Below are 24525 nucleotides of genomic sequence, written 5' to 3'. Positions count from 1 at the left end.
CAGACATAACAGACATCACTGGAATGGAACTTAGAACTGGTTATAACAATCGGGAAAGTTTAGATCAGACGATAGCCTGGAGGCAGGTTTCCCGTACGCTGGATTCGGCGAACCTGAGCTGCTGTTAACCGCTGATTTGTAGCGATTAATGACTCCACGTCACCTCTTCTGAGGATATCATCCAGTTCGCGAATGCTGCGATTTCCCCGCAATATATAGAAATTATCACGAAAGCGTGACCGATCAAACAGCACAAGCGTGGCGTTCGGATTGGTTGAGAAGAATCGCAGACTCTCAATCCCGGTTAGGACAGCGTCAACATCGGCAATACCCAAGTTACCACGGTATACTCTTCGTAATCCTCTGAAATTCTCTTGACTATACACGGCCAGACGTGGATACGTCCGCGAGATCGAAACAGGTTTATTCAAAGAACATTCCCCCTCTGCATTTAGACAACCTGGCTGATAAGAAAGATTGGTCTATTGGATAGCATATGTTGGGAGGAAGGGTATGGATTGGATGATAGTCTCAGAGAACGATATATAGATGTTGGATCAGAAACTGTGTGCACCATCACACTCGCTCCTATCGGGGTCTGTTAGGCTATTTTATAACGAAGCGTGTTAAATCTATGTTTGGAGGGGAATCCATATGTTTTGTTATCAATGCGAACAGACGCCGAGTGGCGGGTGTACCGTCGTTGGGGTATGCGGTAAAAATGAAACGATCGCAAGTTTGCAGGATACGATGATCTTTGCGTTAAAAGGCATCGCTGCTTATGCGACACACGCACGCCAGTTGGGATATTCTGATCCTGAGGTGGATCGGATTACACATGAGGCATTATATATGACATTGACGAACTCGAATTTTAATGTACAAGAACATCTGGAGATGGCAATGAAGGTTGGTAATGCAGCAATCCGCATTATGGACGTGCTGGATCGTGCGCATACGGACCGTTTTGGTGTACCGCAACCGATTACGGTTAGCCAGAACCAGATCGAAGGACAGTGCATCGTGGTGACAGGGCATAATCTGTATGCATTGGAGGAGTTACTGCGTCAAACGGAAGGAAAAGGAATTAACATCTATACTCACTCGGAAATGTTGCCTGCGCATGGTTATCCTGCGCTGAAGAAATATGCCCATCTCAAGGGCAATATCGGTAAAGCATGGTACGATCAGCGTAGACTGTTCGAACAATTCCCGGGTGCTATTCTCGCAACGACGAACTGTGTTATGCCGATCAAAGGCACCTATGCAGACCGCTTTTTCTCATACGAAGTGGCGGGTCTGGAGGGCGTTGCCAAAATTACAGAGGATGACTTCTCACCTCTGATTGAACGTGCATTGTCACTGCCTGCGGCTAATGTACAGTCTGAGCAAGTCTTAACGACAGGATATCATCATGAGACCGTGATTGGACTTGCGCCTGAGATTATTCAGGCGGTGAAAGATGGTCATATCCGTCGATTCTTCGTTATTGCAGGTTGTGACGCGCCAGGTAAAGGCGGCAACTACTATCGTGAACTCGCTACATCGTTGCCAAATGACACGGTTATTCTGACAACATCCTGTGGCAAGTTCCGCTTCAATGATGTGGACTATGGTACGGTTGGAGACACGGGTATACCGCGTTATATCGACTTAGGTCAATGCAATAATTCCGGTTCTACGGTGAAAATTGCTATGGCTTTGGCGGATGCTTTTGGCTGTACCGTGAACGAGTTGCCTGTCAGCATCGTCCTGTCTTGGTTTGAACAAAAAGCAGTTGCGATCCTGCTCGGCTTGTTCAGCCTAGGCATTCAGGACATTCGGATTGGACCGAAACCACCTGAGTTCATATCGGAAGGTGTCTTGGATGTGCTCGTGGATATGTTTGGTCTGAAGTTAATTACAACAGCAGAAGAAGATATGAACGCGATGTTGGCACTGTCATAAGGGGAAAAGGATACAGTAAAGTATATAGGGGAGTCGTGCGTAGCACGACTTCTTTGCTATGAGGATACAACATGGAGCGTATTATTGCATATGATGAGGTCTTCAGTTAGGATGGGATCAACAGTAGCATACATAATCATTACAGTGTAAAACGAAATTTATCCCTCCGTAAGGCAGGTCATTCCAGATGAATAAACAGGACAAGCGCAGAAATCGATACATGTTGGAGAAGGGACCACTGGCATCCAGAGGTTATGATTGGTGGTGGCACTCTTTTACAGGCAAGAATGAACAGACAGGGGAAGAAAAATCATTTTTTATTGAGTATTTTATTATTAACCCTGCGTTGGGTGGAGAACACCCCGTATTTGGACAGCTGCCGGGCACAACGAACAAGCCTTCGTATGTCATGATCAAGGCAGGACATTGGGGCGAAAATGCGAAACAAATCCACCGCTTCTATGGTATCGATCATATGAAGATGCGTTCGGAGCAGCTTGATTTGGTTGTAGGAGATTGTACGTTATCCGAAACAAGCATGAAGGGCTCGGTAGCCCTATCGAAGGAAGAATGTGAGAAGCACCCGGAGTATATGAGCGATAGTGGGCAGATGAGCTGGGATCTTAAGATCGACAAACAGGTTGCATTCCATGTTGGATATGGTGCCGCGAGTATGTTTCGAGCGATGAATGCCTTTGAGATGTTCTGGCACGCCGAAGGAATGAAGACGGAATATGAGGGAACCGTCATACTGGATGGTGTGATCTATACTATTTCCCCTAAAACTTCATATGGATATGCGGATAAAAACTGGGGTGGGGATTTTACAAGCCCTTGGGTCTGGCTCAGCAGCTGTAATCTGATCAGCAAGATCAGTGGCAGACGGCTGGAAAACTCCGTTTTTGATGTAGGAGGAGGTAAACCCAAAGTGTTTGGCGTTCCATTGGATCGCAAGCTGTTGATTGATTTTTATTATGAGGGTCAGAGCTATGAATTCAATTTCTCCAAATTCTGGACGTTTACCCGCACGAAGTTCGACTGCCATGAAACCGATGATGAGATTGTCTGGAACGTGTCCTCGCAAAATAGCGGATACGCCATTGAGATTGAAATTTCATGTCCGAAGAACGAGATGTTGCTGGTGAATTACGAAGCTCCGAACGGGAAGAAACTTCACAATCGGCTGTGGAATGGTGGAACCGGGCGGGGAGAGATCAAATTGTATAAAAAGCAGCAGGGTAGCGTGATACTTATCGATCATCTGATGACTGCGAATGTCGGTTGTGAATACGGCGAGTATGACTTATAAATAAAGATGGAAAGAGCCTACATACGAGTAGGCTTTTTTGCTTTTTCAACCTTAGTAGGTCAATGTACCTTGTATAAATGAACATGAAATGAAAGGAAAATTAGTTTTATTATCCTATTGAAGTTTTTTGGTGGAAATGTCTATATAGATAGAGGCTATTAGAATGTATCACATCACAAAACACGGGTTTACCGTAACATAAGGAGATTGTACATAATGCATGACACACAGATTAAAGATTGGTTGAAGCTCGCAGGTGGCAAGGAGAACATCAAACTTGTAGATCACAATAAGGGTACAACGACGTTGCTACTGAAGGACAGTACCCAATTGAACATGTCGGTTCTTGTCTCAACAGAGTTTGTGGCAGATATTCGGGTAACAGGTGAGCAGTGTCATCTGGTAATAAGAGATGAATCTTCCCTGATCTACAATACGTTACTGGGTATGGACGCTTGGGATTCAACAGGGAAAGCGTTGCAGGAAGCGGCACACACGAAGAAGAACAGATTCTCGATCTTACATTTTGTATCCGATGTATTCAGGCCCTTGATGCCTGCGTTTCTCGGAGCCGCCGTTATTAAGATTTTACTTGCTATATTTACGTTAATGGATACGTACGGTTCAGCGGATTCTTCTGCACTGATGGACAGCCAGACCTTTACGATATTCAGGATTATTGGAGATAGTGTGATTTATCTACTGCCTGTATTGGTAGCAATCAGCACAGCGTATCGGTTGAAGAGCAATATCTATGTTGCTGCATCTATTGGTGGATTGATGTTCCATCCGGAGATGACCATGATGATGTCAGGTGAACAAGACGTCCATTTCCTGGGCTTGCCACTTGTGTCCCAGCCGGCTTTTTACACTACTGCCATCTGGGTCATTCTAACGATCTGTGCAGCCTCCTATCTGGAAAAAGCCGTTCAACGAATAAGTCCAAAATTCTCCAAAGGGATGGTTGCACCATTCCTGACGTTATTGATTCTTGTCCCATTGGTCTTAATGATCCTCGGTCCAGTCGGCACCTGGGTCGATGAATATCTGCCAGAGGCATTGGATTCACTGTTAGCTAACGCTCCAGTGGTGACGGTAATGTTATTGGGAGCGGTCTTCTCGCTGATGTTAGTTATGGGATTACACTATTGGGTACTTGCCATCATCATTAATGAAATGGTTATGGATGGTGGTTCCATGGTGATTGCTGCTATGATGGTGGCGATTGTTGGACAAGCAGGGGCCTCGCTTGCAATCGGACTGCGCTCGAAAGAGCCAGCATCCAGAAGACTGGCTTTCTGGGCTACTGGAACAGCACTGTTGGGAGTCGTAGAGCCTGCATTGTACGCGGTCAACATGAGAAAGAGATCTTCTTTCTACGCGGCATTGCTTGGTGGAGCCGCGGGTGGACTGTATTTCGGGTTGTTATCTGTGAAGGCATTTGCTATCGTTGGCAATCCGAGCTTGATCAGCCTGCCGCTCTTCATCGAAGAGAGTAGCTTGAATCTGTTACACACCTGCATTGGTGTGGTTATTGCTTTTGTGGTCTCAGGTGGACTGACGTATTGGATGGCAGGAAAAGGTCAGACATTGGGACAGACATCACCGAAAGCTAGCATGGAGTAATACGTAAAACGTACTATTGCAAAGTACTTATTAAAATTTATAAGAAAGAGCCTGTGCCTGATGGTACAGGCTTTTTGTTGTTTTTGTATCTGAGTAATACAAGTATGAAATGCTCAGTAGCTGCCCACCATTTTATTCAAGCCATAGCTTGTTGGTTATGGAGTTGTCATGTATTTTGATATAGTGGAACGTATAGATCGGGATGATGAATCTCTTTGAAAGGATAACGATATGTCTGACAACATGGAATGGATCGCTCAGTGGAAGTCGACGAAGGCATTAACCAATGCATGGATAACGAAAGGCGAGCTGCACCACTTTTTCAGTCACACCTTGATATTTATTATTGATGGAAAAGCGGTCTGGAATATAAATGGACACCGGGTTCACGTCTCCTTTGGAGAATTAATTGCGCTCGAAGAGAACTCCGTAATGGAGGTCATTGAAGGTGGCAATCTGGATCTGGCAGGCTGGCATGTTCAGTTCGATACATATTCGGTGCTGCATGAGCGACGGGAAGCTGAGAAGTTCGAATGGCGTTTACCGTCAGGAGAAGCGTATCAAAAGGTGCAACTGTCTGGTGGAAGTCTGGCAAGCATCATTCAGCATTGGAGTGAAGAGGATACACAGGATCAGAGTGCAGGATGGGTTGGAAATCAGCATTTGTTATATGAATTGTTAAGAAATCTGTACCGGAAACAGCCGGATAACGAGTTGAAGCCAGAACACGGCATACTTCGCTCCATTGACTACATGCAGCAGCATTATGATCAGGTGATTACTCGTACGCAGTTAGCTCAGATTGCTGGTATTAGTCCATGGCATTATTCCCGCAAATTTAGTGAACGATATGGTAAGCCACCTCTGGATTATCTGGCCCACTACAGGATCTATCGCGCGCAGGAAGAACTGTTATTAACTACAGCAACCTCTCAGGATATTGCCAAGAAGTCTGGATTTGAGGATGCTCATTATTTTAGCCGGCGCTTCAAACAGCTAACTGGCGTATCACCTAAGCAATATAGACAGACGATGACGCAGCGAAAGATCGTATCACTGTCTCCCATCTGCGGCGAAATGATGATTCATCTCGGAGTTATCCCCCATGCCGTAGTGGTCACTCCAATCCTGCTGTCCCCACATCATCGGGAACAATTTTTAGCGCATGGAGTGCAGATGCTGGAGGTTACACAGTATGAGGTGGAGATAGAACTTGTTCGACAAGTTCAACCGGAGATGTTGATAGGTAACGTATTGACGGAAGAGGTCAAAAGGGAGCTGCGCACAATTGCACCGATTCTTACCGGACTTCATCAAGATGTGGAACCAATGCTCAATCAATTGGCAGCCTGGTTTCTCAAAGAAGAAGAAGCTCATAGACTGCATGAGCAGATGAAACATGAGGTCAGTGTAGCGAAGCAACAGTTACAATCCATCATTCAATCCACATCCACAGTCATGCTGCTGAGGGTAGAAGCGTTTGGTTACCGATATCTGGGTGGGCGTTCACACGGGGTATCACAATTGTTATATGAACAGCTTGGATTAGCACTGCCGCAAGTACTGCAACCAGGTGCAGCCTGGTTTAACCCTTGTTCGCTTGACCTGCTGGCACAAGCCAATCCTGATTATCTTTTTGTGGAGAAGCGGATCATGCAGCACTTCAGTGCTGAAGAGAATATGAGGAAACTATGGGAGAGTCCGCAATGGAACGAGCTGAGGGCTGTGAAAAATAATCGGGTGTTTTACGTAGATACCCATATGTGGGTAGACGGTCATGGAATTACGGGACATACCCTGATTCTGAATCAGATCATTCGCAATCTTACGAAATCTCTTCATGAGAGAGCACAATAATCCAACTGATTACGCACGATATGCTATGGATGCAATACTTCTTATTTGATACTATTTGATAATAATTATCATTATCAATATATATAAGGGGCGAAGTATATCATGTTACGAAGATTTAAAGGTTTGGGCATTATGCTGTTGGCGATCAGTATTATGCTGGCGGCGTGTTCCAGTGGAACTAATGAAGAGAATACTGCAGCTGGAACATCAAGTACCCAGACTGAAGGAGAAGCAAGCACAACCGAAGAAGCAGCGAATGAAAGTGCGACTAAGGTGGTGCAGGATCAGTTTGGAGAAGTAACGATTCCGACCCATCCTCAAAATCTGGTTGTGTTCGATTCGATCTATGCCGAGTATCTGATCGAGATGGGTGTCACACCCCAAATCGTTTTGTTAACTCCGGAAGTTGAAGCGGAATACCGCCCTGATTATTTGAAAGAACACGGCGTTCAGATCATTGAAGTTGAGCAATATCAATATAACTATGAGCAGTTGCTGGCGTTGTCACCGGATATGATCCTTACCGCTGGCGAAGGTATGGAGCAGGGCGTATATGATGAGTTATCCAAAATCGCTCCAACGGTGGCACTGGATGCCAACAGTGAAATGAAGCGTGCTATGCCGAAGCTGGGTGCCATATTCGACAAGACCGAACAATCTGCCAAAGTACTGGCTGAATTCGACGAGAAAGCTTCACAAGCGAAAGAGAAAATTGCGGAAGCCCTGGGAGACAAGACTGTATTGGTTCTCCGGGTTGAGCACAATCGTTACCGTTTCATGGGTCCCAAAGGAGGAAGCAGCAGTGTTTTCTTCTATGATATCCTGGGCCTGAATAGCCCTGAAGCGATCAAAGACTCTACAGATTGGTTTAGCCAGTTCTCCCTGGAATTTTTGCCTGAGATGAATCCGGATTATATTTTCCTGGAAGACAGAACCCTCGTAGGTTATGACACGAAGAAATCGATGGAAGATCTGAAAGCTAGCCAGGTGTGGGCGAATCTGGAGGCTGTGAAGAATGATCATGTCTTCCCATTGAAGACAAGCCAATTCGTATCCGGTGTGGGTCCAATTGGTTCTGTAAAATTGATGGACTACGTTGTTGAAAAGTTGGTGCCGTAAATGACGACGGAGACACAATTGGATATCTACGATATTACCATCGTTGGTGGTGGGCCTGCTGGCATGTATGCCTCATTCTATAGTGGTATGAGAGCGATGCGTACCAAGATCATCGAAGCCAAACAGGAACTGGGCGGATTCATGCGTACGTACCCGGAGAAGCTGATCTGGGATGTGGGCGGGATTGATCCGATTCGCTGCGAGAAACTGATCGAGTCGCTGGAGAGACAGGCGAGAACGTTCGATCCGACGATTGTGTTTGGGCAAGAAATAGCCGAGCTTGAACGACGTGAGGATGGTGTATTTGTACTCATTTCCAAAACAGGCGAGCGTCACTACACACGTACCATCCTGTTATGTGCGGGTAGAGGCATGACTCAGGTGCAAAAACTGGATGTCGAGGGTGCCAATCGGTATGAGCTGACGAATCTGCACTATACCGTAACTGATTTATCTCGATTTGCCGGAAAGCGTGTTCTGATCTCGGGCGGCGGCGATTCCGCAGTTGACTGGGCGAATGAAATGGGCAAAATCGCAAGTGAAGTTACGGTGGCACACAGACGTCATGAATTTACCGGACATGAGTCGCCGGTTGCCCAGATGAAAGCTCAAGCGAACGTCATGACGCCATTTAGCATCTCACGTTTATACGGTACAGGTGACCAAATAGATCGTGTCGAGCTGGCCCATGTGGAAACCGGTGAGATCACACTTGTTGAAGTGGATGAAGTTGTCGTAAGCCATGGGTATGACCGTGATTTCGGCAATCTCGTGCAATGGGGACTGGCGCGGGAAGATTACGGCGTGTCCGTTGATCAGCGCATGCGTACCAACATTCCAGGCATATTCGGAGCAGGTGACTTTATCACTTATGGAAGCAAAGTCAGGCTGATCGCAGGTGCTTTTAACGATGCGGTGCTCGCAGTCAACAGTGCCAAGACGTATCTGGAACCTGCTGCTTCAGATATGGCGGGTGTATCCTCTCACAACGCTCGGTTCTATGAGAAAAACAAAGCTCTCTCCAATACGTAGATAGGTTTGTATGGATGGAATGCAATCTGAAGAAGCCCGAACAACGTCGAGATTTTCTCGAACTTGCGTCGGGCTTCCGCGTATCCTTATTGACGACAGCGACATATTCAAACCCCAAAAAACAGCGCCACCTGAATCGTTCTGGTGGGCGCTGTTTGTGTAATCTTTTTTGAGCTAGATAAAAAGTCTTGAATCCCAGACTGCCGATCTTGGCGAGTGGATAGATGATTTTCTAAGGAACATCAGACACCTTATCTATCAAAATCTCCAAATAAAAACACTGAAAACGGCTGTTTATTCCGATATAGGGTGTCTCAGGTTCCTTAGATTTTTGCAGGCGCCTCAAATCCTTGAATAAGACGTCTCAGGTTCGTTAGCGCTCGCTCTCACTTGAAGGGCACGTTCTTACACACTCAGGATTCAGTGTGCTTGTCTACGCTGAACACGTTCAGGTTCGGTTTCGGGTCTCATTAGATTTGAAGACTCGCTCTAATTCAGCTCAGTCTGTCCACTTGCGAGTCGATCTGCGATCTCTTCGGCTTGCAGAATGGAGGTGTAGGGATCAGCGGTGAAATATTTATGGATATCCAGTTTGAAGATATGGTTGTTCTGCACCGCAGGCAGATTGTCCCAGACGTTAGGCAACAGGGAGTGATCCTTCGTGCCCTCTGTAACCATCATCAGCAGGTAATCACCTACGTACTCTCCGAATACCTCCGCGCTAGCTTCCAGGTTTTCTTTGCCTTGGTCCAGAAGATCTGACTTCACCTTGGGTGCCGGAGTCAGTCCTAGCAATTCATAGGCTGCTCTTCCACCACGATTAGCACTGTTGCCGATAATGGCTGGATTTTTCAAAAAGTTGAAATCGGCAACGGTAAAGGTGGCACCGTCCGGAATCACATCTTTGATTTTGGCCTGAGCAGCTGCGATCCGTTGTTTAAATGATTCGTTCCACGCTATGGCCTCTTCAGGTCGATTCAGAATCTCGCCCATGGCGATCACTTCGGCTTCCATGGAATCATACTGATCTGGTACGAATACGACAGTCGGAGCGATTTTGGAATAGGTCTGAAATTTCTCCTGGTCCCATGTGATAATCAGGTCCGGTTCCAGCTCTACCATTTTCTCAAGCGAAACCTCACTGTGGTTACCCAAATCTGCGCTATCCGTAAGCTTGTCACGCAGGAACATTCCGTAATCCAGCAGGCTACCCGGCACACCAACGGGTGTTACTCCGACAGCCAGAACATGTCCTATATTCCAGTCAACGACAACCCTCTCAGGGTTGAGGGGTACGGTGACGTCTCCCATCATCGTAGAGAGTGTTCTTGTCTGTGGTGCGGCGTTTTCTGTTTCTGTCGCGACGGGTTCCGCCGTCTCTTTTTGGGTACAACCACTAATGAATATGGCCATGATCAGCAAAACCGGCAGGGCCATACGATACCAAGCTTTCTTAAACAACATGACGAACCCTCTTTCTAATTGATAATGATTTTCATTTATATAACTCTAGAGGGAAACCCGCAATTGCACAATAACCGATTCGGAAGCGAAAGCATAACCATTTCAGAACAGACGTACAGGTTGAACTGAGAATGATTATCATATATGATGAGGCGAAGCTTTGGATGTAGTAACGAGGAAACACAAAGAAAGGTCCATGACGATGAACATAGAAGAATACGGGGCATTATGGGAGCATATAACAATCCGATTACTGGATATTCGAATCATGACGGTTAACACCAGTGAAGATCCTAATACGTGGATGCTTCCCTCGAATGCTTTTTTATTAATAACGAATGGCAAGGGGAAGATCTGGCTCGGTCAGGGGATACACTCTATTAAAGGAACTTATATTCTGCACGCCTCCAAAGGAATGCGTCTGGATTGTCTGGCTAAGAAGCGAATGGAATTACATGTGTTGTCGTATTCGTCACCAGAGTCAGAGAAGCCAAATGCTGAAGAATCCCAAACATATACTGGGGCGGAGTCGCTGCAAGTCAGTTTTGGTTTTGAACCAACGTACCCTTTGCCATTAATTGAAATTATGCAATTGATATACAGACAGTGGAATGAACTACAGTCAGCAGGCCGGATTCAAACCAAGGCGTTGTTCTACCAATGGCTCGCCGAGATGCTGAAACAAATGCAAGAGCAGCGGAAGAACCGTACGAAGCTGGACCGTGTAGATCAGGCAGTCCGTTATCTGAAACGTCACTACGCGGAATCACTCAAGATGGAACAGGTTGCTGAAATGCTGGATTGCAGTCCGAGGTATCTGAACCAATTGTTTCAGCTGCAATTGAATATTAGTCCCAGTCGTGTGCTTTCACAGATTCGGATGGAACAGGCACTGAAACTACTGGTGAGTACGAAAGGGACCTTACAGGAAATCGCGGAAAGAGTAGGCTATGAGAATGGCTATACACTAAGTCGTTATTTCAAAAAACATTATGGGGTTTCTCCGGAGTTCTACAGAAAGCGTCGAGAGAGCAGTATTCCAGATGTAGCCCCGAAAACTTTCCAACCACACGCCGCTTTGGAAAGTCACTATTTGGGATGGAGCGGACGAACAGTATCCATAGGTGATGCTGACCAGCCCCAGCCAGAACAGGAGACTATAGATTTGAAAGGAGTCCAAGTGTGGAAATCCTCGGCGGCCGCGTTGCCAAGAGCCAGAACTCGGATGCTTGCCACAAGCATGGGCGAGATTACGATACCCAACAAGCCTAACCGAGTTGTCGTCGACTGGAATTTGGGAGAAGTGCTAGCATTGGGGGTAACACCTCTTGGAGCGCCACATTCACTCATTGAAAGCAACCAAATGCTGGAGCCTTATATCTATGACCAAGTACAGGATATCGGGAATCATAATTTTATCTCCATTGAAAAAGTACTTGAACTGGAGCCAGATCTGATCATCACCTGGAATCCTGCTGCCTACGCTTCCTATGCCCGAATTGCACCTACAGTGGTCTATGGAGGGAGTGGTAATGGCTCTGTCGCGGAGGAGATTCGAGAGATGGGACGTATTCTGAATCGCCGGACAGAAGCCGAAACATGGATTAAGGAATACGTGCGGAGAGTACATACTTTGCAGCAAACGATCACGGGCAAGGTCTCCGCAGAGAAGACATTTACTGTTATTGATCCGAATTGGGGAGAACATATTACCCTTGTGGGAAATACGGGAACTCGTGGGGGGAAGGCAGCCTATGGCTTACTGAACTTGAGGCCAGCAGGCAAGGTTCGCCAGGAACTATTGGAGCCGGGCCTGGAATACCTGGATATTGCGCGGAGTGCGGTAGGTGGGTATGTGGAGGACTACCTGTTGGTGTTGGATAATGGTCCAAGACATGGTCTTGACCAAGCTTCAGGCAAACCATGGCAGAAATCCATCGAGACAGATCACTGCCAGATTATTAACCTTGATTGGAATAGATATTTTCTCTCTGACCCTTTGTCTGCGGTGCTGCAGGCCGAGGAAATGGCTGATCGGATTATGGCACGTTGAGATGGAATTACAGTATGAGAAGAGAAAACAACAGATGGGTTTAGATTTGTGGATTAACTTTGACATAACAGACAAAAGGAGGCACACACTATCGGTTATCCCACAAAAGCCTGTCTATTTGCTGATTGAAAGAGCTTTCATTTCATCCGTATACTAAAGGTGTTAGCAGGTTGGGTGTCATCATGAGGCACTCATCGCAAAATGAAAGGATGATATGAAATGGGTAGATTAACTGGAAAAGTTGCAATTATAACCGGTGCCGCAAGTGGCATGGGATTGGCAGGTATTCAATTATTTGCAAAAGAAGGAGCCAAGGTAGTGGCTACCGATGTGGCAGTCGAAGCTTTGGAGGAACAGGTTAAACAGATCGTAGCTGATGGCGGAGAAGCCATTGCGCTGAAGCTGGATGTGTCCAGCCCAGAGTCTTGGAACGCTGTTGTGGAAGAAACCGTATCGAAATACGGCAAAATAGATATTCTGGTCAACAATGCTGGAATCCATATGGCCAAAGGCATTTTGGAAGCTGAGTTAGAGGATTGGGACAAGGTTATGTCCATTAATGGAACAGGTGTATGGCTCGGCATGAAGGCAGTCATTCCTTATATGCAGAAGAATGGACAAGGTTCCATCGTTAATACCTCTTCCATTGCAGCAATCATTGGTGGAATCGCAGATGCCCAGGGCGCGGCTTATAGTGCTTCCAAGGGATCTGTACGTTCATTGACCAAACATGGGGCACAATGGTTCGCCAAAGATAATATCCGTGTGAACTCCGTACACCCGGGTGCTGTGTTTACGGGTATGGTGGAGAAAGCAGGCATCAAATCCCAGGTGGAGATGGGGGAGCATTACAAAAATCTTGCACCACTGCCTCCACATGCTGGTGAATCTATGGATATTGCTTACGCCTACCTGTTTTTGGCATCTGATGAATCCAAATTCATTACAGGTGTTGAGTTGCCTGTAGATGGTGGCTGGATCAGCAACTAACTACAAAGAATGTTCCGAGATAATAAAGAGGTACTGTATTCTCAAGCTTCAGGGGAGACAGTACCTCTTTTTAAGAGCAGATACCACTACAGAGTTGTAGCGTAACTTTATTTTGATGGACTCGTTGAAGAATGGAGATTAGACCGATAAATCTCTTGGGAGCGGTTCATGCGTGTGAATTCCAACAGTTGTTCCGCCATATAGGAGGCACTGTATTTGAAGTTGCTTTGCACCCAACCCGTAACTAAACCGAGAACGGCATTAGCCTGATAACAGGCGAGAAGTTCCTTATCCAACCGTGGATCAGGCGACAGATCGGTTACATCCTCCAGATACAAGTTCTTAAGTGTTATATAAAGTGTATCCCTGAAATCCAACAGCACGTTAGAACGAACCAGTAATGTATAGAAGGAGGCATGAGCCAGTACATGGTCGAAAATTTGAATTGCTGAGGCGTTAAGGTCCTTCATATCGAAATCTCGGAAATGCTGATAGGGTGCTCGATAGGCTGATTTGAGATCGTCAAGCACGTCATTTAACAATTCATCAAACAGGTCTTCTTTGTATACATAATGCTTGTAAAATGTGCTGCGGTTCAGATCGGCGGATTTGACAATATCGGTGATGGTTATGCTGGCCAATGGTTTACGGGACATCCATTCCAGAAGGGCTGTCTTTAGAGCCAGTTTGGATTTGTGTACTCTTCGATCAGTGTCAGATACGGATGGAGACTTAAGCATATATACACAACCTCCCTTAATTATCAATGATACAGTGCACAAGCTGCAAATTACTCGTGCTGCAATACAAAAATGTGAATATATGGTGACTTTGGTGTCGTTAACTGTCCGTAACGCTGTGTTCTCCCTTATAATAAACCAAAACGGACGAGGAGATGGACTCCAGGTGAAAAAACAAATGTGGATCATTACAAGTGTTGCAGTTGTAATTGTGATCGGAACCTACCTGTTTGCAAGCAATGCGGGCAAGGATGAGCCGGGTACAGTCAGTGCATCCAACATCAGAAAATTGGTGGAAGATATCAGCACAGGTAAAGAAACACCGGAATCTGCCTCCATTAATGCCAAACAGTTAATTGTCACCGATCAAGATAAAAAGACCACTACATACGATTTGCCTGAAAATGAATTTTTCCTTTCCATTGCGCCCTATGTGGACCAGACCCATCCCTGCGCAATTCATAGCTTGACCGGTTGTCAGGGGGAAATGAGCAATAAGGAATTTAGCGTTACCATTCACGATTCTCAAGGCAACACTTTTATGAAAGATGATGTGATTAAGTCCGGTGCGAACGGATTTATGGATTTTTGGGTGCCTAGAGACAGAACCTATCTGATTCGTATTGTTCGAGATGGAAAGGTTGCAGAAACGCAATTGTCTACATACGAAAATGATAATACATGCATCACTACGATGCAGTTGAGTTAATGTAAACAGGCAAGCAATGGAAGGGAAGGATAGCATTTGAGCTATCCCTCTCCTTTTTTATTTCATAAAAGAATGGGAATAAGGTACTTTGCATTGACAAAAATCAATTCCTACGGCATAATCCAATAGTGATAATGATAATTGTTATCATATAAATACATACAAACAGGGGAGATACAGATATGAAAAAAGGGTTAAACGGACTGTTGATTATGCTGGCCTTTGTGCTGGTTTTGGCGGGTTGTGGTAAAACCACCACTACAACAGATACAAGTCAAGGTAGTGACTCGGGTAGTGCTCCGGCTGAAGAGACAGCAGGTCCTGTTACCGTGAAGCATAAACGTGGAGAGCTTAAGCTGGACAAGCCAGCAGAGCGTGTTGTTACACTTGAATGGACATATACGGAAGATGTCGTTGCCCTGGGTGTTCAACCAGTAGGTAACGCAGATAACGCTAACTATAAAGTGTGGGTAACATCCGAAGCAGCACTGGATGACAGTGTAACGGATATCGGAACACGCAGTGAACCGAATCTCGAAGCTATTGCTGCATTGAAGCCTGATCTCATCATTGCTAATGCAGACAATAACACGGCGGTATACGATCAGCTTAACGCGATTGCTCCAACGATTGAATATGATCCGTATGATGGTAATGGCTATGATTATGACAAGATGACAGAGATCTTTACTAACATTGCAACGGCTCTGGGTAAAGAAGACAAAGCAAAAGAAGTTCTTAGTGATCTCGATCAGCACTATGTAGAAGCCAAAGAAAAACTGGCTGCTGCGGGGAAAGAAAACTTCAATTTTGCATTGACACAAGCGTTCACATATCAAAATGCAGTCAGCCTGCGCATGTTTACCGATAACTCAGTTGTGATTGGTACATTGGATAAAATCGGACTGGTTAACGATTGGCAGCCAGACAAAGTTGAAAACTACGGCTTCTCCACAGTAGGCATTGAGTCTTTGACTGCTGTAAAGGACAGTAACTTCATTTACATTACCCAACCAGACGATGACGTTTTTGGCACAGCCATGAAAGATAACTCTGTATGGAATGGACTGAACTTTGTGAAGGACAAACGTACCTATCAACTGGATAGCACAACATGGACATTTGGTGGACCGATCTCCTCCAAAGTATTGGTTGATGGCGTAGTAGAGGCGATTACCAAATGAGTTCGGTTCAAGGATCCAAGCCAACGATGAATTGGCGCACAATAAGCATATATGGGGGCGGTCTAACCGCTCTCATCGTGCTTTTTTTTGTAAGTCTGTGTTATGGAGAGGCGTCCATTCCTTTGCATGTGGTTTGGGATGCACTTACAGGCAGACAGGATACATTAGAACACAATATGGTTTGGGATTTGCGCATGCCGCGTACAGTGATTGGTATTCTTGCAGGCGGCGCACTGGCTGTTGCGGGCGCTTTGCTGCAAACGATTACTCGTAATCCACTGGCTGCTTCAGATACACTGGGCATTAATGCAGGAGCGTACTTTGTGGTGGTACTGGGAGTTATTGCTTTTCCAGGTCTGTTAAGTCAGTCGCCTTTTCTCTTCGCAGCTCTTGGTGGTCTGCTGGCAGCATTTGCGGCTTATTTCATGGGCGGTGGACGAACATCAAGCCCGGTTCGGCTTGCATTGTCCGGTATGATTGTATCGATGGTGCTCGGTTCATTTACAAGCGCATTACATATTTTTTTCTCCATGGAGACGCAAGGGTTGTTTCTTTGGGGTTCCGGAACACTTGTCCAGAAGGACTGGAGTGGTGTGTCCTATGCTTGGCCTTGGGTAATTGGCATTACCCTTCTCGCGTTAATTTTGTCCAGACAGTGGGATATGCTGGAGCTGGATGAATCAACCGCTTCTTCATTGGGGCAAAAGGTTGGATTGGCTCGTGCGGGTGGTTTAATTCTCGCAGTATTGCTGGCTGCAGTCATCGTCAGTGTAATTGGGCCGATTGGCTTCGTGGGACTGGTTGCGCCACATCTGGTTCGATTGAGTGGGGTACGTTCCAACCGATTGCTGTTACCGGGTGTGTTCATATGGGGAGCTGCGCTTCTGGTTGGAGCAGATGTCCTCGCTAAGATGGTGCATAACTCCAGCATGGAACTACCAACGGGTGCCGTTATGGCGATCATTGGTGCACCGTGGCTCATCTGGCTTGTTCTTACACGCATGAAAGCCGCGAACGGATCAGGTATGTCTACTTCAATGAGTACAGGAGGAGCTGCGCGTCGTTTTGCATTTGGCCCGATGGCTGTATTATTCTCAGTCATTACCATCGCGCTTATCTTGCTCAGTACAATGTTTGGCGGCATGCGAATTCCATTGGCTGATCTGTTGCCGAGCCTATTCCAGTCGGATGGACTGTTCTCCGCGTTGGTTCAGCTTCGGATTCCGCGTACACTTGTTGCCGCAGGTGCGGGGGCAGCACTGGCAATTAGCGGTGTGCTTATTCAGATGGCGGTACGTAACCCGCTGGCGGATGCTTCAATTGTTGGTGTGTCCTCAGGTGCAGGGCTTGGAGCGATGATGGTCATCATCTTATGGCCGGGTCTTCCAATGTACTTGCTGCCGATTGCAGCCATCGTCGGTGCAGCCATTGCCGCAGTAATTGTGTTCTCCCTCGCTTGGAAGAAAGGGCTAAACCCTTCGGCGGTTGTATTGTTAGGGATCGCGATGTCTGCCATTGCTGGAGCAGGTATTCAGATTTTGATTGTCCGTGGTGCCGTCTACGGTAGCAGCGGGTATATCTGGCTGACAGGAAGCACCTATGCTCGTACTTGGGAACAGGTGAAGGTTATCGGATTATTTTTAGTTATTCTGGTGCCGGTGGCCTGGTGGCTGGCACGCAGATTCGAACTGCTGGTATTTGACGACAACAGTGCATCCGGGCTTGGTCTCGGAGTACGTCGTACACGATTATTAGCCATGACAGTGGGTGTATTACTTGCAGCAGGTGCGGTTGCTTGTGTAGGAACCGTTGGTTTTATCGGTCTGATTGCACCACATATGGTTCGGTTACTGACGGGAAATAAGTTAAGACGTTCGATGTTTTTATCCGCATTAGCGGGTGCAGTCATGCTGGTGCTCGCCGATACAATCGGCAGAACGGTCATGGCGCCGACAGAGATTCCATCAGGTATACTCATTGCGATCATCGGAACGCCGTACTTCCTGTATCTGATGTATCGTTCTAACTGGCGGAAGTCTGTATAAAAAATTGTTGAAACAAGAAGCCTGCTCCCCGAGCAGGCTTTTTGCTGTCATGTGGTACCATTCATCTCACGATCTTACGATCTTGTTTAGCAATATCACCTAATGGATGTCTAATCCTCGGCAAATGAAAAAAAATCCCCTCAGGTCTACAGGGAATAGAGGATCACGTTATCTAACGTAAAGCTCTTACTCCTGCGTGTACCTTGAGGGGATTCTGAATTGAACACATTCGAATCGTACTCCCGTTAGCTGGATTTCAAAATCCCGCTGTCATCGACTGACTGTACGGCTTGCTGTAATATTTCAATATCTTGAACGAGGGCGAATCGCACATAACCTTTACCTGAAGGGCCAAAGGCACTCCCTGGCGTTGCGATGACTCCTGCATGTGTAACCAGATCCATGGCGAACTGCTCCGAGCTGTCGTAGTTGGCCGGTATTCGGCTCCAGATGAACATGGTCGCTTCAGGTTTGGCAATAGGCCAACCGAGATTGCTGAAGCCCTCACAGAGGATGTCTCTGCGCTGTTCATAGATCGCTCTGACCCGTTCAACCTCGGACTGATCTCCGGTAATGGCAGCAATTGCTGCTTTTTGGATCGGTAGGAACATACCGTAATCCATATTAGATTTGAGCTTTTTCAGCATGGAGACCATGGTTGCATTGCCCACACAGAAGCCGATTCGGGCTCCGGCCAGGCCATAGGTTTTGGATAAGGAATTGAATTCCACACCCACGTCCATGGCGCCAGGAAACGCAAGAAAACTTCCACATGACTTGCCGTCAAATACGAGTTCACTGTACGCATTATCGTGGAGCACGATAATATCATACTTCTTGGCAAAGGCAATCAAGTCGAGATAGAACTGATCCGGTGCCATCGCTGTTGTCGGATTGTTGGGATAGGAGACCAGCATGAATTTCGCTCGATGAGCGATATCTTCCGGAATATCCTGAAGCTGAATAACATATCCGTTTTCTTCTTTTTGCGGCATATAATACAGCTCTGCTCCGGCCAATAAAGGTCCATCAGCGAAGACAGGATAACAGGGATCAGGTACCAGAACGAGATCTCCTTCGTCCACGATGGAGAGGGAGATATGCGCCAGTCCCTCCTGTGAACCGAGTAAGGAACATACCTGTGTCTTCGGGTCCAACTCGACTTGATAGCGCTGCTTGTACCACTCACTTGTGGCTTGCAGCAGCTCACTCTGGTCATTCACCGCGTATATATAGTTCAACGGATCAGCAGCAGCTTCACACAGTGCGGTGATGATATGCTGCGCAGGTGGAATATTGGGTGTACCTACACTGAGATCGATGACAGGTTGTCCATTCTCCAGGCGATTGCGTTTGATCTCCAGCAGCCGGGTGAAGATTCCTTCACCGAAGTGGTCCATACGTTTAGCAAAGTTCATGATGATGTGTTCCTCCAATCCTCTTCGTACACACATATCTATTTATAATAAATGGATCAGGCGCAAATGAGAAGAGGATGGAGACTCACTTGTACTATTCGACCTTGAACTGGCTTAATTCGTCTTGCAACTTATTGGATAATTGATTCAACTGCTTCGAAAGATCAGCCACCTGTTCAATGCTATCCAATTGTTCCTGCGTGCTTGCGCTAACTTCTTCCGTTGAAGCAGAGTTCTCTTCTGTAGTAGATGAGATAATCTCCAGCGCTTGGAAAATTTCATCTTTATGCTTATGAACATTGGTTGTATTGCCAGTGATCTGGACCATGCGCAATTTCAAATCTTCCAGGTCCTTGTTGATACTGAAGAAGACTTGTTTGGTGTCCTCTACGGATTTGGCATTTTCATCCGCAATGTTCATACCACGCACGGTATGTTCAACCGAGATGTTGGTTTTCTCTTCAATCACACGTACCTTCTTGTTGATTTCTTCTGTCGCCTGTGCAGTTTGTTCCGCAAGCTTACGCACTTCTTCGGCCACGACAGCAAAACCTCTGCCCTGTTCACCAGCACGAGCAGCTTCAATCGATGCATTGAGTGCCAGCAGGTTGGTTTGTGAAGCAATTTGTTTTACGGTGTCCACAAAACTGGATATTTCATTACGGCTCAGATCAATCTCCTGAATAATGGAGGACATTGCCTGTGTTGAATTGTGATTTTCCTCAGCCCATTTGGAGAGTTGTTCAACGACTAAGAGTCCTTGGCCGCTCTGATCAACAGATGTCTGCACCATCGTCTCGATCGCTTGAGCATCCGTCGCAATTTCATCGATTTGATTCGATAATGAACCTGTTTTGCGTAAAATATTTTCCGTCTCAATGGATTGATAATTGGTCGCATTGGCAATCTCATTGATGGCTGTAGACGTATCGTTCATGGTCCCTGCCGTTCTTGAAGATATGGCTTGCAGATCATTAGACGACTGATTCAAGACATGAGCCGAGCTACCAACCATCTGCAGCATGCCTTGAATCTTCTGCACCATGGAATTCAAGCCTTGAGCAATCTGACCGATCTCATTATTGGACTTTGCATCCAGCTGAACCGTCAGATCCCCTTGTTCAATCAGCTTGATCTTGGCAAGCAGTTGTGGAATTGCTCTGAGCAGATAACGAAGTGTAATGTAACTGATGATCACGAGCAGAATGGTCGCAACGGCAAATCCGCCAAGCGTAATCCATGTGAATGTTTTTAATTCCGCGAGAACTTCTTTCTCGGATATGGTCAGACCTACGGACCACCCTGTATCTTTACTGGTTGCGTAGCCAATATAACGACGTTCCCCGTTGTCATTAATTAGCTGCACTCCAGACTCTCCAGCGATCATCTTTTTGCCGATATCCCCAATATCGCCAGTCGTGTCCGTAATCTTTTCTTTCAACACTTTCTCCTGATCCGGATGGTAGAGAATATCTCCGGTCTTGGAAAGTAGAATGGAGTAACCCGTGCTTCCTAGTGAATAGCTCTCCATAATCGCCGGGATATCCTTAAATGCAATATCGGCTGCGGCAAATCCGAGGAGCTGACCACTGTCATCTTTGATTGGATAGAATATGCCCATGAGCACACTGCCTGTTGCAAGATCAATGTACGGATCGGAGAAATATAACCCGTCTGCGGCTACAGCCGGATTATAGTATGGGCGTGTTTGGATATCAAAATCCGGGGCGGAAGCCGCACCATCATTTTGCAGCCAGAAGCCTTTACCTCCCAAACCTGCGATCCAGGCATCAGCGAACGAAGGCTCTTCCTTCACGATGGCTGCGAGCGTTTCCTGCGTTTCCGCTGCGTATGTGGAACTGGCCGCGACCTCTGCCGATTCGGTCGTTTCTATGTATTGCCGAAACAACTTATTGGTAGACATTTGTTTGACCAGTGAACCTTTTTCTTTGAATAGTGCATCGAACTCACTTACAATCGCTTGTGTCTTGGTCTGAAGCATAGACTCTTGTTGTTTGACCAGAATGTTTTGTGTGCTTGAATACATGAACGTCCCCAGGACGGCAAAGACGACAACGATAATGACCAATAGCACAATGGATAATGTGTTCGCGATGCTGGAAGTTCGTGGTTTCTGTAGTCCCCGCTTCTTTAAAATGTTTGACATGTTCCATCTCCCCAGATGTGTATTAAGCTAAAAGCGCCTAATTATATGTCGGAATAATATATATATTTATGTAGATTTCCGTAGGCTAAACGAAAAATAATCAACAGAAATGGAATTAAGATCGGATCGAGAAAGTAGTGGAAGTGACATCATATTGGAGCAGAAGGATGCACAACTTTACATATAGCTAACAATTGAGACTACTATGCACCGATACTATAAGTATCACGTTGTGAAATATAGACCTATGGAGAACCGGAGGAGTATGTATGTCTAAGAAATCAGGGAGTAGTAAATCAGGGGGGAGAGGGATTCGACAGCTGAAGATAACGACAACCTTGATATTAATGATTGCCGTTAGTTTGATTGGACTCGTTGTACTATTTCTATTCGGCATATTTGGTATGAATGATGTAAGACTGGCACAGGGCGCGTTATATACAGATCGATTCTTGCATCAGACCAATATTTTGGAAATTAAGGCTGATTTCTATAATATGCGTGCCAACTATACCAAGCTTCTCGATAAGCAAGAATATACGGACAAGCAATATGAGCAAGTTCAGAAGAACAAGAAAAATGTGATGGGTGGAATGGACGAGTTTTCCGCAAGAACTCTTGATGCAACAGAACAAGAAATCTTCAATGATCTCAAGGCGAAGCTGGAAGTTTACGACCAGGACATTGAACAGATCATGAACGTCAAGAAAACAACGGGAACCTATGATGATGAGGAAAGAGATCGAATTAATAAAAGCAGTACAGCTATTGTAGAAACGGTTACGAAGTTAAGTACATATAATGAAGAAGAATCTGCAAAATTATATGCGCAAACCCAAGATACCATTCGAGATGCAGCGCTGTTTCTTGGTATAGTTCTCCTCACTTCACTGGCTGTTTTGGTCATTATGTCCTATCTGACGATTCGAAATATTCGTCGTCGGATGCGTGCAATCAATAGCTACTGTGAAGAGGTTACACAGGGCAACCTGGCAGCTACCATTGCTCCCCAGTTGCTTCAAGGTAAGAATGAAATTAGTGTCATTGCCCGTGCCATTCATAACATGACGGGTTCCACTTCAAATGTAATTACAAGTGTGGTGAATGAGTCTCAGCAGATCAATGAGATGAGTGACCTCACGAATCAAAATATGTCGGAACTCAATGAGCGCATACGTGAGGTGTCTGCAACGGTAGAAGAGTTATCGGCAACGATGGAAGAGACTTCTGCATATACTGAAAATATGAATCAATCCGTTAATGAGGTCCTTCGAGCGACGGAATACATCTCCGCCCGTACCAAGGAGAAGGCCGAGTCTGCTAATGTTACTAGCGGCAAAGCTGAGGTTCTGAAGCAGGAGGCTAGTGTGTCTAGTAAGGCAGCTCAGGATATGTATACAAGTGCAAGCGTGAAGATGAATGATGCGCTGGAGCGTGCACATGCAGTGGACCAGATCGGTGTTCTGTCCCAGTCCATTCTGGATATTACCTCGCAGACCAACTTGCTCGCATTGAATGCTTCCATTGAAGCGGCTCGTGCAGGTGAAGCAGGACGTGGTTTTGCCGTTGTAGCTGAGGAGATCCGCAAATTGGCAGATGGCTCCAGACAAGCTGCAGACGAGATTCGGCATGTTACAAGTGAAGTTACAGCGTCCGTCGCTCTTCTGTCTTCTAGCGCGAAGGAAATGCTTACCTTTATGTTCAATCAGGTGGGCAATGACTATAAGTTGTTGGAAGATACGGCAGATGAGTATTACACTCATGCAGTTGAACAAGCCAACACGGTGAATGATCTCCACACGACAGCACGACAGGTGAATGAAACTGTTGAGACGTTGGTGAGAGCGATTCATGAAATTGCGACAGCCAGTGAGCAATCCGCTGCATCAAGTCAGCATATTGCTGAACATATGGTGTCCTCTACTGAGCAATCACTGCAAGTAACGAGTCAATCAGATCAAGTGAAGGAAAGTGCGCTACGTCTTAACGACCTTGTCAAAGGGTTTAAAATATAAAGGTATTGACGGTTAAACTGCGAAAAAGCCCGCTCTCTTTTTAAGAGAGTCGGGCTTTTGGCGCACAGTTAAGTATAGGAATCTTCTTCTTATTCTAACTAGGTGTTCATATCCGTTAGTGCTGGCATGTTGATTTCTTTTACACAAGCTGCTTTGGACAAATTAACAATACAACGAACGATAGAAACCATATCCTGAAGCGGAATACGTGTCCCGTCAGACGTAGCAAGAGCTCGATCCGGTCCTTCTTCATAAGGGATCTCCGCTGCCAGTTCTCCGGGGTTAATACATGTAACGGCGATGCCGTCATGTCTGGTATGTTCTCTCAAAGCCTCAGTGATTCCGCGAATGGCAAACTTGGAGGCGACAAAAGATACTTGTGTACTATTGGCATTATTGAGACCCGCTGTTGAACCAATGAGAATGATTTTGCCCGCTGCAGATTGTCGTAGATGAGGCAATAATGCCTGAATACATACGATGGTTGAAGTGATATTAACATGGATCAGATGACTGATGTCCGCAGGCTCGTCTTTATCGAACGTATAGTGATCCTCGAAGCCTTCCTTCTCCCAAATGCCTACATTGTATATGAGTACATCCAAAGGTTCATTCTTCAACTGGTCCGTAACAATGGTGGCGGCATTCAGCTCAGAAAGATCTGCCTGTATCCATATCCGCTGTACACCATCAATCAAATCCAGGCTTTCCGGTCTGCTTCGAGAAACGACCCAGACTTTATCGCCCTGTTCGGGCACACCTCTGACGAAGGCATCTCCTAATCCTTTGCTTGCACCGAACACAAGATAACTTTTCATATGGAAATCCTCCTTGTGGAATTGCAGTATCT

General features: G+C 46.1%; 18 protein-coding genes. 12 read left to right on the top strand and 6 right to left on the bottom strand.

The annotated features are described in order from the left end of the window. Positions 1 to 59 precede the first annotated feature (59 nt). Positions 60 to 431 (bottom strand): hypothetical protein, encoded by a 372-nt coding sequence (locus PAHA3_RS16435; protein ID WP_062835657.1) that lies wholly within the window; start codon positions 429 to 431, stop codon positions 60 to 62. 223 nt (positions 432 to 654) lie between these two features. On the opposite strand from PAHA3_RS16435, the gene hcp reads away from it, so the two are divergent. The 6 genes from hcp (at position 655) to PAHA3_RS16405 (ending at position 8890) form a co-directional block, all read left to right on the top strand. Next, positions 655 to 1947, top strand: coding sequence for a hydroxylamine reductase (gene hcp / locus PAHA3_RS16430; protein ID WP_062835656.1), 1293 nt, complete (start codon positions 655 to 657; stop codon positions 1945 to 1947). 187 nt (positions 1948 to 2134) lie between these two features. Beyond that, on the top strand, positions 2135 to 3256 hold the full coding sequence (locus tag PAHA3_RS16425) for a tocopherol cyclase family protein (protein WP_062835655.1): 1122 nt from the start codon (positions 2135 to 2137) through the stop codon (positions 3254 to 3256). 216 nt (positions 3257 to 3472) lie between these two features. After that, entirely contained in the window at positions 3473 to 4882 is a 1410-nt protein-coding gene (locus tag PAHA3_RS16420) for a PTS transporter subunit EIIC (RefSeq protein ID WP_062835654.1), read from the top strand. A gap of 231 nt (positions 4883 to 5113) precedes the next feature. After that, a complete protein-coding gene (locus PAHA3_RS16415; protein ID WP_062835653.1) occupies positions 5114 to 6739 on the top strand; it encodes a helix-turn-helix domain-containing protein in 1626 nt (541 codons plus the stop codon). A gap of 102 nt (positions 6740 to 6841) precedes the next feature. Beyond that, positions 6842 to 7858: an ABC transporter substrate-binding protein gene (locus PAHA3_RS16410; protein ID WP_062835652.1), complete on the top strand. Its 1017-nt coding sequence runs from the start codon at positions 6842 to 6844 to the stop codon at positions 7856 to 7858. After that, positions 7859 to 8890 (top strand): NAD(P)/FAD-dependent oxidoreductase, encoded by a 1032-nt coding sequence (locus PAHA3_RS16405; protein ID WP_062835651.1) that lies wholly within the window; start codon positions 7859 to 7861, stop codon positions 8888 to 8890. A gap of 489 nt (positions 8891 to 9379) precedes the next feature. On the opposite strand, the gene PAHA3_RS16400 is transcribed toward PAHA3_RS16405, so the two are convergent. Next, positions 9380 to 10354, bottom strand: a complete 975-nt coding sequence (locus tag PAHA3_RS16400) for an ABC transporter substrate-binding protein (protein ID WP_062835650.1) — start codon at positions 10352 to 10354, stop codon at positions 9380 to 9382. A gap of 196 nt (positions 10355 to 10550) precedes the next feature. Between PAHA3_RS16400 and PAHA3_RS16395 the strand changes: the two genes are divergently transcribed. Together PAHA3_RS16395 and PAHA3_RS16390 are read left to right on the top strand one after the other, a co-directional pair. Continuing rightward, positions 10551 to 12407, top strand: a complete 1857-nt coding sequence (locus PAHA3_RS16395; RefSeq protein WP_153028224.1) for an AraC family transcriptional regulator — start codon at positions 10551 to 10553, stop codon at positions 12405 to 12407. 219 nt (positions 12408 to 12626) lie between these two features. Continuing rightward, positions 12627 to 13397 (top strand): SDR family NAD(P)-dependent oxidoreductase, encoded by a 771-nt coding sequence (locus tag PAHA3_RS16390; RefSeq protein WP_062835648.1) that lies wholly within the window; start codon positions 12627 to 12629, stop codon positions 13395 to 13397. Positions 13398 to 13504: 107 nt separating this feature from the next. Here PAHA3_RS16390 and PAHA3_RS16385 read toward each other — a convergent pair whose 3' ends face one another. Beyond that, positions 13505 to 14137: a TetR/AcrR family transcriptional regulator gene (locus PAHA3_RS16385; protein ID WP_062835647.1), complete on the bottom strand. Its 633-nt coding sequence runs from the start codon at positions 14135 to 14137 to the stop codon at positions 13505 to 13507. 166 nt (positions 14138 to 14303) lie between these two features. Between PAHA3_RS16385 and PAHA3_RS16380 the strand changes: the two genes are divergently transcribed. The 3 genes from PAHA3_RS16380 (at position 14304) to PAHA3_RS16370 (ending at position 18075) form a co-directional block, all read left to right on the top strand. Then, on the top strand, positions 14304 to 14846 hold the full coding sequence (locus PAHA3_RS16380; protein ID WP_235599452.1) for a CueP family metal-binding protein: 543 nt from the start codon (positions 14304 to 14306) through the stop codon (positions 14844 to 14846). A 182-nt stretch (positions 14847 to 15028) separates the two neighbouring features. Further along, positions 15029 to 16030 (top strand): ABC transporter substrate-binding protein, encoded by a 1002-nt coding sequence (locus tag PAHA3_RS16375; RefSeq protein WP_062835646.1) that lies wholly within the window; start codon positions 15029 to 15031, stop codon positions 16028 to 16030. Next, entirely contained in the window at positions 16027 to 18075 is a 2049-nt protein-coding gene (locus PAHA3_RS16370) for an iron ABC transporter permease (RefSeq protein ID WP_062835645.1), read from the top strand. The genes PAHA3_RS16375 and PAHA3_RS16370 overlap by 4 nt, the downstream gene beginning before the upstream one ends. Positions 18076 to 18320: 245 nt before the next feature. On the opposite strand, the gene PAHA3_RS16365 is transcribed toward PAHA3_RS16370, so the two are convergent. Both PAHA3_RS16365 and PAHA3_RS16360 read right to left on the bottom strand, forming a co-directional pair. Then, complete coding sequence (locus PAHA3_RS16365) at positions 18321 to 19493, bottom strand: aminotransferase class I/II-fold pyridoxal phosphate-dependent enzyme (RefSeq protein WP_062835644.1); 1173 nt, start codon at positions 19491 to 19493, stop codon at positions 18321 to 18323. Between the two features lie 94 nt (positions 19494 to 19587). Continuing rightward, the gene (locus PAHA3_RS16360; protein ID WP_062835643.1) at positions 19588 to 21660 is read right to left on the bottom strand and encodes a methyl-accepting chemotaxis protein; all 2073 of its coding nucleotides are present in this window, start codon (positions 21658 to 21660) and stop codon (positions 19588 to 19590) included. 269 nt (positions 21661 to 21929) lie between these two features. On the opposite strand from PAHA3_RS16360, the gene PAHA3_RS16355 reads away from it, so the two are divergent. Beyond that, complete coding sequence (locus PAHA3_RS16355; protein ID WP_062835642.1) at positions 21930 to 23675, top strand: methyl-accepting chemotaxis protein; 1746 nt, start codon at positions 21930 to 21932, stop codon at positions 23673 to 23675. Between the two features lie 98 nt (positions 23676 to 23773). Here the strand turns inward: PAHA3_RS16355 and PAHA3_RS16350 are convergent, their stop codons facing one another. Beyond that, entirely contained in the window at positions 23774 to 24493 is a 720-nt protein-coding gene (locus PAHA3_RS16350; protein WP_062835641.1) for an SDR family NAD(P)-dependent oxidoreductase, read from the bottom strand. Between the last annotated feature and the right edge of the window lie 32 nt (positions 24494 to 24525).

This window comes from Paenibacillus amylolyticus (genome assembly GCF_001570725.1).
In the GTDB taxonomy this organism is placed as follows: Bacteria; Bacillota; Bacilli; order Paenibacillales; family Paenibacillaceae; genus Paenibacillus; species Paenibacillus amylolyticus_A.
The sequence above is the reverse complement of the archived record's forward strand: the minus strand, read 5'-3'. Positions and strand labels throughout refer to the sequence as shown.

Bases quoted from the DNA above. Each gene is read 5' to 3' on its own strand.
- PAHA3_RS16390 (WP_062835648.1), top strand. From the start codon at position 12,627: ATGGGTAGATTAACTGGAAAAGTTGCAATTATAACCGGTGCCGCAAGT.
- PAHA3_RS16420 (WP_062835654.1), top strand. From the start codon at position 3,473: ATGCATGACACACAGATTAAAGATTGGTTGAAGCTCGCAGGTGGCAAG.
- PAHA3_RS16385 (WP_062835647.1), bottom strand. From the start codon at position 14,137: ATGCTTAAGTCTCCATCCGTATCTGACACTGATCGAAGAGTACACAAA.
- PAHA3_RS16360 (WP_062835643.1), bottom strand. From the start codon at position 21,660: ATGTCAAACATTTTAAAGAAGCGGGGACTACAGAAACCACGAACTTCC.
- PAHA3_RS16375 (WP_062835646.1), top strand. From the start codon at position 15,029: ATGAAAAAAGGGTTAAACGGACTGTTGATTATGCTGGCCTTTGTGCTG.
- PAHA3_RS16410 (WP_062835652.1), top strand. From the start codon at position 6,842: ATGTTACGAAGATTTAAAGGTTTGGGCATTATGCTGTTGGCGATCAGT.
- PAHA3_RS16365 (WP_062835644.1), bottom strand. From the start codon at position 19,493: ATGAACTTTGCTAAACGTATGGACCACTTCGGTGAAGGAATCTTCACC.
- PAHA3_RS16415 (WP_062835653.1), top strand. From the start codon at position 5,114: ATGTCTGACAACATGGAATGGATCGCTCAGTGGAAGTCGACGAAGGCA.
- PAHA3_RS16370 (WP_062835645.1), top strand. From the start codon at position 16,027: ATGAGTTCGGTTCAAGGATCCAAGCCAACGATGAATTGGCGCACAATA.
- PAHA3_RS16355 (WP_062835642.1), top strand. From the start codon at position 21,930: ATGTCTAAGAAATCAGGGAGTAGTAAATCAGGGGGGAGAGGGATTCGA.
- hcp (WP_062835656.1), top strand. From the start codon at position 655: ATGTTTTGTTATCAATGCGAACAGACGCCGAGTGGCGGGTGTACCGTC.
- PAHA3_RS16395 (WP_153028224.1), top strand. From the start codon at position 10,551: ATGACGATGAACATAGAAGAATACGGGGCATTATGGGAGCATATAACA.
- PAHA3_RS16400 (WP_062835650.1), bottom strand. From the start codon at position 10,354: ATGTTGTTTAAGAAAGCTTGGTATCGTATGGCCCTGCCGGTTTTGCTG.
- PAHA3_RS16425 (WP_062835655.1), top strand. From the start codon at position 2,135: ATGAATAAACAGGACAAGCGCAGAAATCGATACATGTTGGAGAAGGGA.
- PAHA3_RS16405 (WP_062835651.1), top strand. From the start codon at position 7,859: ATGACGACGGAGACACAATTGGATATCTACGATATTACCATCGTTGGT.
- PAHA3_RS16350 (WP_062835641.1), bottom strand. From the start codon at position 24,493: ATGAAAAGTTATCTTGTGTTCGGTGCAAGCAAAGGATTAGGAGATGCC.